Here is a 17,131-nt window from a genome sequence, read left to right as displayed (position 1 = left end):
GCGTTACTTCTTCTGCCAGTTGGCCCACGGGCCAGCGTCGGCGGGTTTGTCGATGAGCCCTTCCAGAGAATCGAGATAAAAGTTTTCCACTTCTTTACGCGCCCACGGCGTGCGGCGTAGAAATTTCAGGCTCGACTTAATGCTCGGATCGCTTTTGAAACAGTTGATTTTGATATGTCGGGCCAGTTCATCCCAGCCATATCTGGCCACAAGGGCAGTGAGTAACGCTTCGAGCGTCACGCCGTGAAGCGGATCTTTTGACGTGTGCATTGTCTTTCCTGCATGAAAAATTTCGCTCACCATACGGACCGCGGCGGCATCATGCAACATCCCGCCACTTTTTTTAAATAACGGCTAGGCCGAAACCCCACTCCTTATCTGTTTTTCGCAAAAGCACTGAACCCACCGCGGTCATAAATTAGAAAAGAACGTTATTGGTCGAAAAAATTGCGCTAAGGCAAGCTGAGCGCATCTACCCGACAGAGGAAATCATCATGCGCCGTTGTTGTTGCCGAACCCAGAATCACTTCATAGCCAATGACCCGTACCCCGTTCTCGGAGAACACAATGAACGCCACGACTTTGCCGATTCTCGATCTGGCCCGCTATACCAACCCTGCTGAAAAGAGCGGTTTTCTTGCCGACCTCCGCCATGCCGCTCGCGATATTGGTTTCTTTTATCTTATTAATCACGGCGTGGACGCCGGATTGCAAACCGAAGTTCAACGCCAGGCGCGACGCTTTTTTGCTCTTGATGATAGCGAAAAGCAGCAGGTGGCGATGATTCATTCCCCGCACTTTCGCGGCTATAACCGCGCGGCTTCCGAGCTCACTCGCGGCCAGCCAGACTGGCGCGAACAGTTTGACATCGGCGCCGAACGCCCGGCTTTAACTCTCGCCGAAAACGCGCCACGCTGGCAGCGTCTGCAGGGACCGAACTTATGGCCCGCCGCGCTACCGTCGCTGAAACCGACCCTATTGGGCTGGCAGCAGGCGATGACCGGCGTTGGGATCACCTTGCTGCGCGCGTTTGCCGAAGCGCTACAGTTACCTGCCGACGCCTTTGACGCGCTGTATGGCGAGAAGCCGAATGAACATATCAAACTGATTCGCTACCCCGGTCAGCGTGAAACCAAAAGCGCACAAGGCGTTGGGGCGCATAAAGATTCTGGATTCTTAAGCTTCCTGTTACAGGACGAGCAAAAAGGACTGCAGGTGGAAGTCGCGCCGGAGCACTGGATCGACGCCACGCCGCTGGCGGGCAGCTTTGTGGTGAATATCGGTGAGCTACTTGAGCTGGCGACTAACGGTTACCTGCGCGCCACCGTTCATCGCGTGGTCTCGCCGCCGGCAGAACAGGAACGCCTCTCAATCGCCTTCTTTCTTGGCGCGCAGCTCGATGCCGTGGTGCCGGTGTACCGCCTGCCCGCCCATCTGGCGCAGGAAGCGCTCGGCCCGGATAGCGATCCGCAAAATCCGCTGCTGCGGGATGTTGGCTGGAATTACCTCAAAGGGCGGCTGCGTTCCCACCCGGATGTCGCCGAACGTTATTACCAGGATGTTTTTCGCGAACGTACTGAGCAACTGATCGTTTAATTTAATAAGGATAACAATATGAAATATGCCGCATTCAAACTGGCAGGGGTCGCTTTATCTCTTTCTCTGGCATGGACATCCGCCCAGGCTGCCGCGCTGCGCGTTGCCGCTGACCCGGTACCACACGCTGAGATCCTCAATTACATCAAAAAAATCGATCCCAGCCTCGATATCAAAGTGGTCGAACTCACCAGCGGCGTTAACGCCAACGAGCTGCTGGCGAATGGCGACGTTGATGCCAACTACTTCCAGCACGTTCCGTATCTGAAGGATCAGGAAAAAGCGCTGGGTAAGACCTTTGCCGTCGCCGCTACGGTGCATATTGAACCGCTGGGTATTTATTCCCGTAAGCACAAAGACTTTAATTCCGTCCCGGAAAACGGGACCGTCGCGGTGCCGAACAACACCACCAATCTCAGTCGCGCCTTGTTCCTGCTACAAAGCCAGGGATTAATCAAACTCGGCGCTAAATTCACCAACCCGGCGACCACGTTAGCTACCCCGAAAGATATCGTGGAAAACCCCAAACATCTGAAGATCCTCGAAATTGAATCGCCGCAGATCCCGCGTTCCTTAGACGATGTCGATTTAGCGGTCATTAACGGCAACTACGCGCTGGAGGCGGGACTGGTACCGGCGAAAGATGCGTTAGGGCTGGAGAGCGCGAACAACAACCCTTACGCCAATATCCTGGTGACGACGCCGCAATTGGCTAATGACCCACGCATTAAAGCGCTGGCCAAAGATCTCACCTCGCCGCAGGTTGCCGAGTTTATTCGCAAAAACTATAACGGCTCGGTTATCCCGGTTGCACCGCAATCATGATTGAGGTCGTCGGGCTGAGTAAAACCTATGCCGGAACAGGCCGACCGGCGTTAAACGACGTGTCGCTGCAGATCCCGAAAGGCGCGATTTATGGCATTCTCGGGCGCAGCGGTGCAGGCAAAAGCACGCTGATCCGCTGTCTCAATTTACTCGAACGGCCCTCTGCGGGCCGGATTGTGGTGAACGGGCAGGATATCACTCAGTTAGACAAAGCCGGTTTACGTCAGCACCGTCTGCGCACCGGAATGATCTTCCAGCACTTCAACCTGCTGCATGCCCGCAACGTGGCTGACAACGTCGCGGTACCGCTGGAAATCGCCGGTGTCGACAAACGTGCGCGCCGCGAACGCGTGCTCGAGTTGCTGGAGTTAGTGGGACTGGCGGATAAAGCAACCGCCTTTCCATCCCAGCTTTCCGGCGGTCAAAAGCAGCGCGTCGGCATCGCCCGCGCGCTGGCGGCCGGCCCGGATGTGCTGCTATGCGATGAAGCAACCAGCGCCCTCGATCCGGAAACCACCGCCTCGGTACTGGCGTTATTGGCCGATATCAATCAGCGGCTCAATCTGACCATTGTGCTCATTACCCATGAGCTGGAAGTCGTCAAAACGCTGTGCGATCACGCGGCGCTGCTGGAGCATGGCGAAGTCATCGAGAGCGGTAAAATCGCCGACCTGCTGGTGGCGCCGTGGTCCAGATTACGTCAGTCGTTACTGCATAATCCGCAGGCGGAGCAGGATTTCCTCGCCCGCCACGGCTTTCACGGGAGGCCTTTATGCGTAGTCGCATGAGCTGGGAAGATTTATGGCCCTTATTATGGGAAGGCAGCCTGGAAACCCTCTATATGGTAGGGCTGGCGGCGCTGTTTACCATTTTAATCGGCCTGCCGGTCGGCGTGTTACTGTTTGTCTCCCGGCGCAACGGCCTGGCGCCGATGCCGAAACTGAATGCGCTGCTGGGGGCGATTATCAATTTTGGCCGCTCGCTGCCGTTTATTGTACTGCTCATTGCGCTGATCCCCTTCACGCGTTTGATTATCGGCACCACCTTAGGCAGCACCGCCGCCGTCGTGCCGATTACCATCGGCGCTTTTCCGTTCTTCGCGCGACTGACCGAAAACGCGCTCGACGAAGTGGATTACGGACGCATTGAAGCCATTCTGTCGATGGGGGGTAATCTGTGGCACGTTATCTTTAAATCGCTGCTGCCAGAGGCGCTACCGACCCTGCTTGCCGGGATCACCCTGACTATCGTGATGCTGATTGGCTTTTCATCGATGGCGGGCGTCATTGGCGGCGGCGGTCTTGGGGACCTGGCGATTCGCTACGGTTATCAGCGCTTTAACGATCAGGTAATGGTCGGTACGGTACTGATTCTGGTGGTGATGGTTCAGGGCGTACAAATGATCGGCGACAGGCTGGTACGACAGCTTGCCCATCGCCGCTAAGCTCTCATTCGCAGGCGGCTACTGCAGGCCGCCTTCCTCCACGAGAACCCTGACCAGCTCTGCCGCCGGCATTTCGCGGATCATCGCCACCCCTTGTCCCGCCCAGTGCGCGCCGAAACCATGATCGCCCTGCGCTTTTGCCGCCGTCGCCAGCGCTTTTCCGGCGTCATAAGCGAGCGGATAGGCGGGAATTTCTCCTTCGCCGATTTCGTGCCAGCTATTTTTAACGCAGCGTGCTGGCCGACCCGAAATAGCCGCTGTCAAAAATGTGACAACGTCACTATTTTGCGTGAGCGCCTGTCGATATCCACTATCTATAGCCGCTTCCGGGCACAATAAAAATGCGGTTCCCAGCTGAACGCCCGACGCGCCGAGCTGCATCAGGCTGACTATCGCCGCCCCATGCATAATGCCGCCGGCGGCGACAATGGGTAAATCGACAGCCTGCTTTAGAGCCTGAAGCAGAGTGAAGGTGCTCATTTGACGATCGTCGCCGTGTGGGTCAAAAATCCCCCGATGGCCACCGGCCTCATACCCTTGCGCAATAACGACATCAATACCCGCTTGCACAATTAATCGCGCTTCGTCGACGCAGGTGGCGGACGCCATCGTCACCGTTCCCTGTTGCTGGAAGCGGCGAATAACCTCTGACGACGGCACGCCAAAATGAAAACTCACCACCGCCGGCTTCTGTTCAAGCAGCATATCGAGCATGGATTGATGTTGATGGAAGGTCTGATAAATCTCGTTAAGCTGTTTCGGCGGCGTGCCGTGATAACGGGCAAACGCCGGAGCCAACCGCGCCAGCCACTGCGCTTCCTGAACGGCATCGCGGCGCGACGGCGTATGACAGAAAAGGTTGACGTTAAAGGGACGATCGGTGAGCTGCCGGGTTTGTTCAATAAGCGCCTGCGCCTGCGTAACCGTCGACGCGCCGAGCCCCAGCGAACCCAATCCTCCGGCGTTGCTTACCGCTGCAGCCAGGGACGGCGTCGACACCCCTGCCATCGGCGCCTGAATAATCGGATAACGAATATTAAGTAATCGCGGTAAATGCTGATTCATTGGCGATCCTGTGCAATTTGCGATGTGAGGCATTAACCATCTCTTTTTAAGATGTTAAGATCAACAATATTGTCATATTGAGAAGAAAAATATGAACCACACCACATTACTGATCTTTAAACTGGTGGCCGAAACCCAAAGCGTCACTCAGGCGGCGAAACAACTTGGTCGCGCGCAATCCAATATCACCACGCGCATTCAGCAGCTAGAAGAGGAGCTGGAGGCCGAGCTTTTCGTGCGCGGAAACAAGAAGATGCTGCTTTCTCCCGCCGGGCAAAACTTCCTCAGCTACGCGCGGCGAATTTTAAGCCTTGCCGAAGAAGCCAAACTGGCGCTGCACCCTGCACGGCCCGCGGGAACGTTAAAGCTCGGCGCGATGGAAGCCTGTGCCGCCAGCCGCCTGCCGGCCATATTGCCTTTGTTTCAGCAACGCTGCCCGGACGCCGACCTGACATTGCGTACCATGCCCACCCGTCAGCTGACTGAACTGGTCGAAAACGCAACGCTGGACTGCGCGCTGGTTTCACTGCCGGCCGGTCCAGACGGCAGCCTTCAATGCCCACAGACGCTTGAATATCTACCGCTTTTCATCGAACAGCTGGTCCTGATCTCCCCTGTTGATGGGCGCGACTACCGCTTTGCCGCCTTCCCGGCAGGATGTACCTACCGCCAGCGCGGCATCGAATATCTGCAGCAGACGGGAGCACACGTGGACATCGTCGATGTCAGCTCCTATCACGCGATGATGGCCAACGTCGCCACCGGTCGCTACGTCTGTTTGCTCCCGGAAAGCGTTCTGGCCCTGCTCACCCTACCCGCAGGCTGCCAGACGCAATACGTCACCCAGGCCGCCACCCAGCTTATCTGGCGCCGCGGGTATGTATCGCCGATTCTCGACGCCCTGCGCCAGTTATTGCTGGCGCCGGCCGCAGGCAACCAGCCCGGCGGCTCCCAGCAACACGCCGCTGGCCGTCAATAGTGAAGGGTTAAACGATCCCGTCAGGCTGTATAACCCATCGGCGACCAGCGGCCCGATTATCTGTCCGACGCCGTAAGTCGCCGTTAGCGCGGCGATCATATTAAATTTTACCGCCTGATTTAGCCGCTTGCCCTCTGACAAGGCAATGGTTACCGTCCCAAGGAAGGTCGCTCCAACCAGCAGCGCGCTCAACAGACAAAAGGTGAATGAGTGGCTCCATGCCGGTAAGGCCACGCCGAAGGCCTGAATAACGAGATTGCTACAAAATGCCCGCTGATAGCCAATTTTCAGCACGAGTTGATGCCAGATAAAACAGGAAGGTACCGCCGCGAGACCAAATACCGCCCACAGGTGCACCGGGTCGATACCCGAGAGCGCGCCGTGCAAAAACAGCGGCAAATAGGTCGCGGTGATGATGTAGCCAAAGCCCGCGAGGCCATAAATCAGCAGCAATTTTACCGCATCGCTCGTGCGCCCATTGTCGCTCGGCATCGTTGTTGCGGGCCCGCTGTTTAACGCCAGCAGCGAATCCGCCGGGCTTAATAATCCGCGCAAGGCGCATAAAAACAGCATCGTCGCCGTGATGGCGCACAGTAGCCAGATTTGCTGACTGCTAAACGCCAGCGCTTTACCGGCGGCAATAAACTCCGCCGACAAAAAGATCCCCATCCCGACACCGGCAAACAGTACCGGCGCGCCGTTATGATGTTTCATATGTTGCAGTAGCCATAACGAGGCGGAGATAAGCGTTACCGCGCTGAGCACCCCGGCCAACCCGCGCAGGATAATGATAGCCAGCGGCGAACGCAGCCAGGCCAGTAGCGCCAGACAAATTAGCGTCAGAATGACCGAGACAATATTCATTCTGCTCGCCTGCTCCGGCTTTGCCTTCGCCAGTAACAATGCCCCCAGCAGGTACCCGGCATAATTAGCGGAGGCGGCCAGATTCCCCTGACGCAGCGTCAGGATCTGATCGCTTAACATCACCGGCAGGATCCCGGTGAAGGCGAAGCGGCCGTAACCCATACCAATCATTAATACCGTCGCCCCTGCCAGCGCTAATAAGAAAGCGTTTATCTCCGGCCTGATTTGTCGCATCTGCGTTACCCCTTGCACAATTTAATCTCAAAAAGAGAATATTATTTAATTTTAATTCTCTTTTTATTATGTATTAGCATGATGCGACGAGCAAGCCGCCGCGCCAGGGCAAAGAGTAAAAGCACCAACCAGAGGATACTTCGGTTAGCGACGAAGGATGGTTGTCAAAAGCGCACGGTCGTTAAACGCCGTACTCGATAATAGGCCGCATTATCTTCAGCGCAGCGCTCAGTTTATCGAGGCTCGGTGACGCCAGCGCCAGACGCAAAGCATGCGGCACATCACGACTGACGCTGTAAGGTTCGGCGGTGGAAATAGCGATATTCATGGTTAGCAGCTGTTTCACGACGCGATCGGCGCGGATCTCCTCGCCCAACGGCAGCCAAAGGAACCAGGCATTTTCATTGCCAATCATTGGTAAGCCAGCCAGCGCCTGACGGGCGATGGCCTGCCGCCGCCGCGTATCTGCGCGCATTATGGTTTCGAGCCGGGCCAGCGTCCCATCCTGGATCCAGCCGCAGACCAGCGCCGTCGTTAAGGCCGGCGTATTCCAGCTGGTGGCGCGGATCGTCCGCTCTATCGCCGGCATTAACGCTTCGCGGCATACCACCATGCCAACCCGTAAACCGGTGGCGATGTTTTTTGAAAAACCGCACACATAGACCGTACGCTCAGGCGCCAGCGACATCAGCGGCGGCGGCGCGTTTTCAATCAACCACGCATAGGCGGCATCCTCAATGATGAACAAATCGAACTGGCGGGCAATATCAACCAGTTGACTACGCTGCGCCAGATTCATTACCCAGCCGAGAGGGTTATGCAGCGTCGGCATGGTGTAAATCGCTTTTACCCGCCGTTTTTCACACAGGCTGCGAAGCATGTCGAGATCCGGCCCTTGTGTTGTGTGCGGGATAGCAACCAGTTCAAGTTGATAGAGCCTGGCGAGAGCGCGAAATCCCGGATAGGTCAATGCATCTGCCGCAACCACATCGCCGGGACGCAGCAGGCCGCCGAGCGTGACCGCCAGCCCATGCTGAGCGCCGTTAACGATAGCGATCTGCCCGGCGCTGGCCGCCATACCCTGTCTGTTAAGATGCTGGGCCACTATTTCCCGTTCGCTCATGCGTCCGGCGTGCGGTTGATAGCGTAACAACGCCTCCAGATCGCCCGCGCCAGACAGTTTTTTTAATGCCTCGCGCAGGAGAACGGTTTGTTCCGGCAACGCCGGAGAGTTGAAATTAAGATCGATCATGTCCGGGGCAATGGCGTGCTGATCGACACCCAGCCCCGGCGGCAAGCTCAGTTCACGCACAAAAGTGCCGCGTCCCGTTTCGCCGCTGACCAGCCCCATTAACGCCAGTTCACGGTAGACCCGCGTCGCGGTAGCCAGCGAAATTCCGTGTTCAACGACCAATTGCCGATGGGTCGGCAGCTGGCAGCCAGCCGCCAGCGCACCGCTGCGGATAGCTGCCGCATAGCGATCAACCAGAGATTTATAGCGGTTTTTCATCGTCATTGTATCCATGACAATTATTTGATTGTCATGGATTGTGCGACCTACTATCGACCCGGTCAACCACATTAACTATCACTACAAAGAGGTCACACGTGCACAACCGTCGCGCTTCCACTTCTATATCCGGTTGGATAAACGGTTTTATCGGCGTCGCTATTTTTAGCGGCTCGCTACCCGCCACCCGCATCGCCGTGCAGGAGTTCGATCCTTTTTTCCTGACTTTCTGCCGTGGGGCGATTGCCGGGGGGCTTGCGCTGGGCCTGATCTGGCTTTTACGCCTGCCGCGCCCGCAAGCGGGACAATGGCGTTCACTGGCGCTGGTTGCCGGCGGCGTGGTCATCGGCTTTCCGCTGCTGACGGCACTGGCGTTGCAGCGGGTGACGTCTGCCCACTCAATTGTTTTTATTGGGTTATTGCCGCTAGCGACGGCGATTTTCGCGGTGATCCGCGGCGGTGAGAGACCGCGCCCTGCCTTTTGGGGATTCTCGCTGCTGGGCAGCGTGCTGGTGGCCAGTTTCGCGCTGGCCGGTAATGTCGGGATCTCCGTCGCGGGCGATCTGCTAATGTTGGCGGCGGTAGTGGTCTGCGGATTGGGTTATGCCGAGGGGGGGCGCCTCACCCGAGAGCTTGGCGGGCTGGCGGTCATCTGTTGGGCGCTGCTCCTCTCCCTGCCCCTGATGTTGATAGCCTGCGGGTTAACGCTTCCCGTCAGCCTCAAGGGTATCAGTGCGTCTGCATGGACGGCGCTGGCCTATGTCTCGTTATTCAGCATGCTGGTAGGCTTTATCTTCTGGTATCGGGGACTGGCAATCGGCGGTATTGCGGCGGTCGGTCAACTCCAGCTATTGCAGCCCTTTTTCGGCCTGGCGCTGGCGGCGCTGCTCCTTCATGAAGCAGTGAGCCCGTTGATGGTTGTCGTCACGCTTGGCATCATTTTCTGCGTGATCGGTTCGAAGCGCTTTGCCCGTTAAAATAGTCGGCAGCCTGATTTGAGGCGAGTTTCTCTCTCAGGCTGTCTTTATCATCAATTAAACTGTGGCGCGACCGAATGGCCGCAGGCGCTGTTAGCGTCAATGGTGTCGTTCATGCAGGTCTGCGAATCAAGGCCCTGACCCGGCGCCATCCCCGAGGATGATGAGGAACCTCCTGAACAGGCGGATACAGCAAAAACAATGAGCAATATAAGTAATTTTTTCATCGCGATGACCTCCGGGAAGCAAATAGGTTGCCGTGCTCCATCCTAAGACTGGCCACTCATCCATTTCCCTTTCAAACTCAGGTATCACTCTAAGAAATAATATGGGCGTTATTTATCATCTGTATAGCTATATTATCGGTCATTTTGCCAATAAATGAACCGAGCGTTGGCATAAAATGCTCGCCCGCTCGCCGGAGCCGCCGCGCTTGCGCTATGCTTAACCTCCCTTTCGTTTTAAACACTTAGCGTTATGACTACTTCTGTCAGCACCACTCAGCTTAACCTGCGAATTATTTCCATCGTTGTCTTCACCTGTATCTGCTATCTCTCCATCGGCCTGCCGCTGGCGGTGCTTCCCGGCTACATCCACTACCAGCTCGGGTACAGTACGCTAATCGCCGGAGTCGTTATCAGCCTGCAGTACATTTCAACGCTAGTAAGCCGCCCGCATGCTGGCCGCTATACCGATATCTGGGGGCCAAAAAAGGTCGTTAGCCTCGGCATCATCTGCTGCATGTTAAGCGGACTCTTCACCCTCGCGGCGGTGATGTTGCAAGCTATACCACTTCTCGCCGTCAGTGCCCTGTTGATTGGCCGGGTTTTCCTCGGCGTGGGAGAAAGCTTTACCGCCACCGGAGCAACGTTATGGGGCATTAAAACCGTTGGCGCGATTCACACCTCGCGGGTGATTTCATGGAATGGCGTCGCGACCTACGTGGCAATGGCCGTCGGCGCGCCGCTGGGGGTGATGCTCAATAGTTATTTTGGCATCAGCGGTTTTGCCGTAGTGGTAGTGCTGGTTGCGCTAATTGGCCTGCTCTTTGCCCGCACCCGCCAGGATGTCAGCGTAACCGCCGGAGTGAGAGCGCCGTTTCATGTGGTAGTGCGCAGGATCTGGCCCTACGGGCTGGGACTGGCGCTGGGTACCGTCGGTTTTGGCGTTATCGCCACCTTTATCACCCTCTATTTTTCGGCTCACCACTGGCAAGGCGCGGCCTTCACCCTCTCTCTCTTCAGCATCGGTTTTATTTGTATACGCCTGATCCTTGGCAACACCATCACCCGCTACGGCGGCGTGCCGGTGTCGCTTGTCTGCTTCGTAGTGGAGTGTCTTGGATTATTGATTATCTGGCAGGCGCCGTCGGCGTGGGTCGCCGGTATTGGCGCATTCCTCACCGGTTCTGGTTTCTCGCTGGTCTTTCCGGCGCTGGGCGTCGAGGCGGTGAAACAGGTAGAAGAACAAAACCAGGGCACGGCGCTGGGTACCTATTCAGCCTTTCTCGATTTGGCGCTGGGTTTGACCGGCCCGGTGGCCGGCTGGGTGGCGGGTTATTATGCGCTCGATACGCTGTACCTACTGGCGGCGGTGGTCGTCGCCATGGCGTTTATCCTGCTGCTTCGGGTTCGTCTGCAACAGACCAGGGCGAACGTATGATGTATGCCGATTAATCATGATACTGGTAACAATTTAATCAATAATTGACGACGCTTTAATATCCGTGCCACCATTCCGCGAGCATCCAGTCCTGGATGCCGGGCGGTACGGGTGCAGTGATAGAGGTCGTCAACAAAACGATCCCCCCGTGACCTGGCTCCATTCGACTCGTCGCCTGCCGCGGCGAGCGGCTTACCCTGGCGGGAAATACCGACATGCATCAAAGTTTCAACCAGCGCGTCCATTTTTACTACTGCATTCTGGTCGCGCTGAAAATCCACGTAAAAACGAAGAAATCGGGCGGAGCGAGAGGAAAAAATAATTTTCTTCTCAAATGGTTACGCAAGGCGCAGGACAACAACATTTTTCATCCGGATATCACCAGCGAAATCGAATGGCTGCGTGGCAAAATCATCCAGGCGGGACACGATACTGACCTTGAGCCGATGCTGGAATTCGTCTATGCCACCGCCCGGCGCGCCGAAATGCTCAAAGATGCCGACTGATCCTTATTAAGCTAGCTGCAAAATATCCCCTGTAGCCGGCGCCTGTGCGCCGGCGAGCCACAGTTTTCCCCAGGCGCCGGTACAGTGGCAGGCCAAAATTTTCTCCACCTGCAGCTGTTGTAAATAACTTCGGACCTGCCAGACCCTGGCGACGGATGCGGCGCGCAGGTGTAGCCCACCGATCAATGCGTGGACCCGCTCGATACCGGTGATATTCTGACAATGCCGCACAATGTTCTCTACGCCACGATGCCCGCAGCCGCAGATGATGACCAGACCGTGGTCAGAAAGATAGATAAGGACGCCTTCATCGACGATATAATCAGGCGTCAACGGCGAGCTGGCTAAAACGCCAAAGGATTGCGGACGGTTTACCACAATCTCGCCGGACCACAACAGACGTTCGCTGATGGCAAACGGCTGCCGGTAGCATTCCATGCGAAAGCGGGAATAGTCGAGCTCAAGCGAGAGTTTTTTGATTTTGCGTACGTGCCGGCCAAGGCTGATAGCGGCATAGCGCGGTTGGGTAAGCTGTGGATGACAAATAATTCGGCTCCCCTCCGGCAGCCAGGGGACGCCACCGCAGTGATCGTAATGGCCGTGTGATAATACCGTCGCGGTCAAGTTATCCAGTTTAATCCCCATCCGCTGCGCATTCTTAAGAAAACTGCCGTCAGGGCCGGTATCAAACAGCACTTTGCTGGTTTCATCCTCAAGGAGCAGGCTAAGTCCTGCTTTGGCTGTCAACGCCGGATCGGCGTGCGCCGCAAGGCGATTTTCCAGTAATACCCTGATGGTTAAGGCCATTATTTCATTCATCCCTGTTATATATGCACGACCAGTGTAACGAAGAAACCCTGCAATCTGTGTGATGAGCGCCGCACCCTTCACTCCGAATAAAGTGACACTGTCACTAAAAAACAGCTTCACAACCGCGCTACGTCCTCTATGCTGATAGACGCGGATCGTTAACTTGAGGTTATCTATGGCAGACTGGAATCCCTCGCTGTATCTGAAATTTGCTGATGAGCGCACCCGACCGGCGGCTGAGTTAACGGCGCGTATTGCGCAACAGCCGGTCAAGCTGGCTGTGGATCTGGGCTGCGGTCCAGGCAACAGCACGGCCTTACTGCGTGCAGCGTGGCCTGAAGCGCGAATTATTGGCGTTGATAATTCCGCCGCCATGCTGGCACAGGCGGCGCAAGCGCTTCCCGATTGTGAGTTTATCACCGCAAATATAGAAGACTGGCAGCCATCTGAGCCCGCAGACGTGATCTATGCGAATGCCTCTTTACAATGGCTCACAGACCATCAAACGCTGTTCCCGCGACTGGCCGGCCAGTTAAGCGATGGCGGCGTTCTGGCGGTTCAGATGCCGGATAACTGGCAAGAGCCCTCTCATACCCTGATGCGTCAGGTCGCTGAAGAGCTGGGATTTCCGGAAAGTGGCCGACAGCCGCTCCCCAGCGTCCAGCTGTATTACGACATGCTGAGCAACAGCGGTTGCGAGGTGGACATCTGGCGCACCACCTATTATCACCCTCTGGAATCGCACCAGGCGATCGTTGACTGGCTGCAGGCAACCGGTCTGCGCCCGTATCTGCAGAATCTTGATGAAGCAGAAAAGAACGTGTTTTTAGAGCGTTATCTGACGCTGTTACAACAACATTATCCGTTACAGTGTAACGGGAAAGTGCTGTTATTGTTCCCGCGACTGTTTATTGTCGCGCGACGCCGGGTTAACGCGTAGTCGCCAGTTCGACATCAACGTTAAGCGCATTCAGCTGATTTACCACACTGCCGCTCAGCCGGTCATCGCTGATGATGACATCAAGCTCGCTCAGCGGCAGGATCAGGTAATTCGCCATTTTTCCATATTTTGATGAGTCGCTTAGCAGGATACATTTTTCACTTACCTTCGCCACGGTCTGTTTCACGATGGCTTTATTTTCGTTGGGCGTCGACAGTCCGCGCAAATTCCATGATGACGCCGAAATAAACGCGACATCGATAAACAGGTTCTCCAGCATTTTTGCCGTCAGGTGGCCAACGGTCGACTGATTCTCACGGCATAAGCGTCCGCCGGTATGGATCAATTCACATTGCCCGCGTTCAATCATCAAATTGGCAATGGCGAAATCATTGGTGATGATCAGCAAGTCCTGACGCTCAACCAGGTTTTCGGCCAGTGCGAGCGTCGTGGTCCCGGCATCCAGATAGACGGTGCTGTTCGCGGGAATATGCTTAAGCGCCGCCAGACCAATAGCCTCCTTTTCCTGGGGAAACATAAGCGTTTTATCGCGATGCGAAGGTTCATTCAGCAGGCGGGTTCGTTGCGGAAGTGCCACACCACCCGATACGCTGGCCAGCACGTTAAGCTGCTCCAGGCGCTGAATATCGCGCCGGATTGTCATATGCGACACGCCCAGCGCCTCGACCAGTTCGACGACGCTGACCACCCCTTTGTCTTTAATGATTTCCAATATCTTCTCTTGTCTCTCCAATGGCAGCATCGATTTCTCCTGATGGTGTCTCGCTATCTCATATTTTCACATTTTATCACATCATCCAGGGCTGTACATCGGATTAACAGGGCCAGTTAATGTGAAAAATAGATAATAAATGTTATTTATTGTGATCGTCGTCGCTGTATTCATCACCTCAATCATTGATATTAACATTTAACAACAGATAATACCGTAAATTAACACTCGCTGTATGAGGGGACAGAATATGAGAGCAGGCATAATTGCCGATGATTTTACCGGCGCGACGGATATCGCCAGTTTTCTGGCTAATAACGGAATAGCGACCAGCCTGTTTAGCGGCGTCCCCGGTGAAGATTACCAGGGCGATGCTCGCGCATTAGTCGTGAGTCTGAAATCACGTTCTGTACCAGCCGAAGAATCTGTGACACGGTCACTTAGTGCGCTGCACTGGTTGCAACAACAGGGGTGCGATCGCTTTTATTTTAAATACTGCTCCACCTTCGATAGCACGAGAAAGGGGAATATCGGCCCGGTAACCGATGCCTTAATGGATTCGCTGGGCGTCGCAACCACGATTATCTCCCCGGCGTTGCCTATTAACGGTCGTACGGTGTATCAGGGACATTTATTCGTAGAAGACCGCCTGCTACAGGAGTCCGGTATGCGCAATCATCCGGTCAATCCCATGGATGATAGCGATCTGCGCCGTTTGATGGAGCGTCAGTCACGCGGCACATGCGCCCTTATCAATGCGCAGATTCTGGAGTCCGGCGAGGCAGCCGTGCGCGACGAGATCCAAACCCTATCCGCCGCGGGCTATCGCTATATCGCGCTGGACGCATTAAACGAGAAACATCTGCAAATTCAGGGGCAAGCGTTGCACGATATGAAGCTGGTTACCGGTGGTTCCGGCTTAGCCGCGGGTCTCGCGCGTTGCTGGGCCAACGCCACGGAGCCTTCCCTTCCCTTTAGCGTCACCACGCCAGCGGCCTGTACGGTAGTATTATCCGGGTCCTGCTCTATGAGAACTCAGTCACAGGTGGAAAAATACCGCCAACTGGCGCCAGCGCTGGCCGTGGACGTGGCAGGTTTGCTTGATAAACGCTGGACGCTTGATGAGTATTGCGGTCAGATCGTTGAATGGCTGCACCAGCAGTCCGACGCGGCCATGGCGCCAATGGTTTACGCCACGACTTCGGTCGCAGAGCTGCACAACATCCAACAGCGCTATGGCGCCGAGCCAAGTCGGTTGATCGTTGAGACGCTGTTTTCTCAATTAGCAAAACAACTTGCGCAGCAAGGCGTGAGCCGGTTCATCGTCGCGGGCGGAGAGACCTCCGGCGCGGTAACGCAAGCGCTTGATATTCGCCATTTCACTATTGGCGCCGCGGTCTCACCCGGCGTTCCATGGATCAAGGCAGATTCCCGGCCGCTTTTCCTGCTGCTCAAATCGGGTAATTTTGGCGATGACAATTTCTTTGCCCGCGCGCAGACCGCGGAGGCTTGCGCATGAACGAGTCATCCTTACGCCAACAGATGGTCTCTATCGCTCGCTCTTTCTTTAATCGCGGCTATGCAACCGGTTCGGCTGGCAATCTTTCCGTCCAGCTTGCTGACGGCACGATTCTGGCCACCCCGACAGGCTCCTGTCTTGGCGAGCTTAACGCCGAAGAATTGTCGCACGTGACTCTGAGCGGTGAATTGCTCTCGGGTTTAAAACCCTCAAAAGAGGTGAGTTTTCATCTCGCGCTGTACCGCAACAATCCGCAGTGTCGCGCCGTCGTCCATCTGCATTGCCATTACCTGACGGCCCTATCCTGCCTGCAGGACCTGGACCCGGCTAATACCCTGCCGGCCTGTACACCGTATGTGGTCATGCGGGTCGGCGAAATACCGCTGGTCCCCTATTTCCGCCCTGGCGATCCGCAGATTGGCCAATGGCTCGGCGAACGCGCCGCGAAGCATAAGGCTTTTTTGCTGGCTAATCATGGCCCGGTGGTGGTGGGCAAATCGCTACGCGATGCCGCCGACAATCTGGAAGAGATGGAAGCGTCCGCCCGCCTGTTCTTCACGTTGAAAAACAGCCCGGTGAACTATCTCGATCATCAACAAATGACTGTGCTTCGAGGAATGCAATAATGTTGAAACTTGCTGCCAATTTATCGATGTTATTCGGCGAAAATCCGCCTCTGGAGCGCTTCTCCCTGGCGGCCAGAGCCGGTTTTAATGCCGTTGAGATGTGGTTCCCTTACGAATATCCCGTAGAGACCGTCGCCCGCGAATTAGAGAAACATCACCTCAAGCTTATCGGCATTAATACTCCGGCAGGCAATACCGCACGCGGCGAATGGGGATTATCGGCTTTACCTGGCCGTGAAGAGGAAGCCCGCAAAGCCATTGATTTAGCCATTCACTATGCTGCGGCTCTGCAGTGCCCGGCGATACATGTTATGGCGGGCGTCACCGAAGGGTTCGATCGGCAGCACTGTGCGGACACGTTTATTGACAACGTACGCTACGCGGCGGATCTGGCCAAACCGCATAACATCACCATTTTGCTTGAAGGTTTATCGCCCGCCACCCGTCCGGGTTATTTATTTTCCAGCCAATATCAGGCGATGGAATATATTCGCCAGGCGGACCGCGACAATATTCGACTGCAGCTTGATATTTTCCATGCCCAGCAGGTCGATGGCAATCTAACGTATTTATTGAAAAACTATAAAGAGTATATCGGCCATATTCAGATTGCGTCGGTACCGGCGCGCCAGGAACCGATTGACGGCGAAGTGGATTATCAATGGATTTTCGCCGTACTCGAGCAGGAAAAATATGATGGTTACGTCGCCGCGGAATATAGTCCTCGCGCCGGAACGCAAGCCGGACTGGATTGGGCGCAAGTCTGGTTAAATAACTAAAACCTACATAATATCAATGCCTCAGTGAGCACCGGTGCGCGCTCATTTTTCGGAGATAGAAC

19 protein-coding genes are annotated in these 17,131 nt (G+C 55.6%); 12 read left to right on the top strand and 7 right to left on the bottom strand.

The features are described 5' to 3' along the window. Positions 1 to 3: 3 nt before the first annotated feature. Positions 4 to 270, bottom strand: a complete 267-nt coding sequence (locus ABLU86_RS10105; RefSeq protein WP_047077510.1) for a VF530 family protein — start codon at positions 268 to 270, stop codon at positions 4 to 6. A gap of 297 nt (positions 271 to 567) precedes the next feature. Between ABLU86_RS10105 and ABLU86_RS10100 the strand changes: the two genes are divergently transcribed. The 4 genes from ABLU86_RS10100 to ABLU86_RS10085 are packed head-to-tail and all read left to right on the top strand — an operon-like array spanning position 568 to position 3,865. Then, complete coding sequence (locus ABLU86_RS10100; protein ID WP_015705347.1) at positions 568 to 1,596, top strand: isopenicillin N synthase family oxygenase; 1,029 nt, start codon at positions 568 to 570, stop codon at positions 1,594 to 1,596. Between the two features lie 18 nt (positions 1,597 to 1,614). After that, positions 1,615 to 2,421 (top strand): MetQ/NlpA family ABC transporter substrate-binding protein, encoded by an 807-nt coding sequence (locus tag ABLU86_RS10095; protein WP_015366692.1) that lies wholly within the window; start codon positions 1,615 to 1,617, stop codon positions 2,419 to 2,421. After that, positions 2,418 to 3,209, top strand: coding sequence for a methionine ABC transporter ATP-binding protein (locus ABLU86_RS10090; protein ID WP_020079911.1), 792 nt, complete (start codon positions 2,418 to 2,420; stop codon positions 3,207 to 3,209). The genes ABLU86_RS10095 and ABLU86_RS10090 overlap by 4 nt, the downstream gene beginning before the upstream one ends. Continuing rightward, the gene (locus ABLU86_RS10085; RefSeq protein WP_161798788.1) at positions 3,206 to 3,865 is read left to right on the top strand and encodes a methionine ABC transporter permease; all 660 of its coding nucleotides are present in this window, start codon (positions 3,206 to 3,208) and stop codon (positions 3,863 to 3,865) included. Before ABLU86_RS10090 ends, ABLU86_RS10085 begins: the two co-directional genes overlap by 4 nt. Positions 3,866 to 3,883: 18 nt before the next feature. Here the strand turns inward: ABLU86_RS10085 and ABLU86_RS10080 are convergent, their stop codons facing one another. Beyond that, positions 3,884 to 4,930 (bottom strand): nitronate monooxygenase, encoded by a 1,047-nt coding sequence (locus ABLU86_RS10080; RefSeq protein ID WP_348796070.1) that lies wholly within the window; start codon positions 4,928 to 4,930, stop codon positions 3,884 to 3,886. A gap of 91 nt (positions 4,931 to 5,021) precedes the next feature. Between ABLU86_RS10080 and ABLU86_RS10075 the strand changes: the two genes are divergently transcribed. Then, positions 5,022 to 5,909 carry a LysR family transcriptional regulator gene (locus ABLU86_RS10075; RefSeq protein WP_047077509.1) on the top strand — a complete coding sequence of 296 codons (888 nt, stop codon included), beginning with the start codon at positions 5,022 to 5,024 and terminating at the stop codon, positions 5,907 to 5,909. Here the strand turns inward: ABLU86_RS10075 and ABLU86_RS10070 are convergent. Both ABLU86_RS10070 and ABLU86_RS10065 read right to left on the bottom strand, forming a co-directional pair. Beyond that, complete coding sequence (locus ABLU86_RS10070) at positions 5,841 to 7,007, bottom strand: YbfB/YjiJ family MFS transporter (protein ID WP_047077508.1); 1,167 nt, start codon at positions 7,005 to 7,007, stop codon at positions 5,841 to 5,843. The genes ABLU86_RS10075 and ABLU86_RS10070 overlap by 69 nt on opposite strands. Before the next feature lie 181 nt (positions 7,008 to 7,188). Beyond that, complete coding sequence (locus tag ABLU86_RS10065; protein ID WP_047077507.1) at positions 7,189 to 8,517, bottom strand: PLP-dependent aminotransferase family protein; 1,329 nt, start codon at positions 8,515 to 8,517, stop codon at positions 7,189 to 7,191. 98 nt (positions 8,518 to 8,615) lie between these two features. On the opposite strand from ABLU86_RS10065, the gene ABLU86_RS10060 reads away from it, so the two are divergent. Next, positions 8,616 to 9,494 (top strand): DMT family transporter, encoded by an 879-nt coding sequence (locus ABLU86_RS10060; RefSeq protein ID WP_348796071.1) that lies wholly within the window; start codon positions 8,616 to 8,618, stop codon positions 9,492 to 9,494. Between the two features lie 53 nt (positions 9,495 to 9,547). Here the strand turns inward: ABLU86_RS10060 and ABLU86_RS10055 are convergent, their stop codons facing one another. After that, the gene (locus ABLU86_RS10055; RefSeq protein WP_015366699.1) at positions 9,548 to 9,721 is read right to left on the bottom strand and encodes a hypothetical protein; all 174 of its coding nucleotides are present in this window, start codon (positions 9,719 to 9,721) and stop codon (positions 9,548 to 9,550) included. Between the two features lie 250 nt (positions 9,722 to 9,971). Here ABLU86_RS10055 and ABLU86_RS10050 point away from each other — a divergent pair, with 250 nt between their 5' ends. Beyond that, positions 9,972 to 11,156 (top strand): MFS transporter, encoded by a 1,185-nt coding sequence (locus tag ABLU86_RS10050; protein WP_042897552.1) that lies wholly within the window; start codon positions 9,972 to 9,974, stop codon positions 11,154 to 11,156. Positions 11,157 to 11,371: 215 nt separating this feature from the next. Then, positions 11,372 to 11,662: a hypothetical protein gene (locus tag ABLU86_RS10045; protein WP_015366702.1), complete on the top strand. Its 291-nt coding sequence runs from the start codon at positions 11,372 to 11,374 to the stop codon at positions 11,660 to 11,662. 6 nt (positions 11,663 to 11,668) lie between these two features. Here ABLU86_RS10045 and ABLU86_RS10040 read toward each other — a convergent pair whose 3' ends face one another. Continuing rightward, positions 11,669 to 12,469, bottom strand: a complete 801-nt coding sequence (locus ABLU86_RS10040; RefSeq protein ID WP_015705337.1) for an MBL fold metallo-hydrolase — start codon at positions 12,467 to 12,469, stop codon at positions 11,669 to 11,671. 178 nt (positions 12,470 to 12,647) lie between these two features. Between ABLU86_RS10040 and tam the strand changes: the two genes are divergently transcribed. Next, the gene (gene tam / locus ABLU86_RS10035) at positions 12,648 to 13,412 is read left to right on the top strand and encodes a trans-aconitate 2-methyltransferase (RefSeq protein ID WP_049034036.1); all 765 of its coding nucleotides are present in this window, start codon (positions 12,648 to 12,650) and stop codon (positions 13,410 to 13,412) included. Here the strand turns inward: tam and ABLU86_RS10030 are convergent. Next, positions 13,402 to 14,175, bottom strand: coding sequence for a DeoR/GlpR family DNA-binding transcription regulator (locus ABLU86_RS10030; RefSeq protein ID WP_015705335.1), 774 nt, complete (start codon positions 14,173 to 14,175; stop codon positions 13,402 to 13,404). The two genes, tam and ABLU86_RS10030, sit on opposite strands and share 11 nt — an antisense overlap. A 220-nt stretch (positions 14,176 to 14,395) precedes the next feature. Here ABLU86_RS10030 and otnK point away from each other — a divergent pair, with 220 nt between their 5' ends. The 3 genes from otnK to otnI are packed head-to-tail and all read left to right on the top strand — an operon-like array spanning position 14,396 to position 17,069. Beyond that, positions 14,396 to 15,664, top strand: a complete 1,269-nt coding sequence (otnK, locus tag ABLU86_RS10025) for a 3-oxo-tetronate kinase (RefSeq protein WP_348796072.1) — start codon at positions 14,396 to 14,398, stop codon at positions 15,662 to 15,664. Further along, on the top strand, positions 15,661 to 16,290 hold the full coding sequence (locus ABLU86_RS10020; protein WP_020078909.1) for an aldolase: 630 nt from the start codon (positions 15,661 to 15,663) through the stop codon (positions 16,288 to 16,290). The genes otnK and ABLU86_RS10020 overlap by 4 nt, the downstream gene beginning before the upstream one ends. Further along, complete coding sequence (otnI, locus tag ABLU86_RS10015) at positions 16,290 to 17,069, top strand: 2-oxo-tetronate isomerase (protein WP_047042769.1); 780 nt, start codon at positions 16,290 to 16,292, stop codon at positions 17,067 to 17,069. The genes ABLU86_RS10020 and otnI overlap by 1 nt, the downstream gene beginning before the upstream one ends. Positions 17,070 to 17,131 lie beyond the last annotated feature (62 nt).

This window comes from Klebsiella sp. JN_Kp121 (genome assembly GCF_040062145.1).
Classification (GTDB): Bacteria; Pseudomonadota; Gammaproteobacteria; order Enterobacterales; family Enterobacteriaceae; genus Klebsiella; species Klebsiella aerogenes.
The sequence above is the reverse complement of the archived record's forward strand: the minus strand, read 5'-3'. Positions and strand labels throughout refer to the sequence as shown.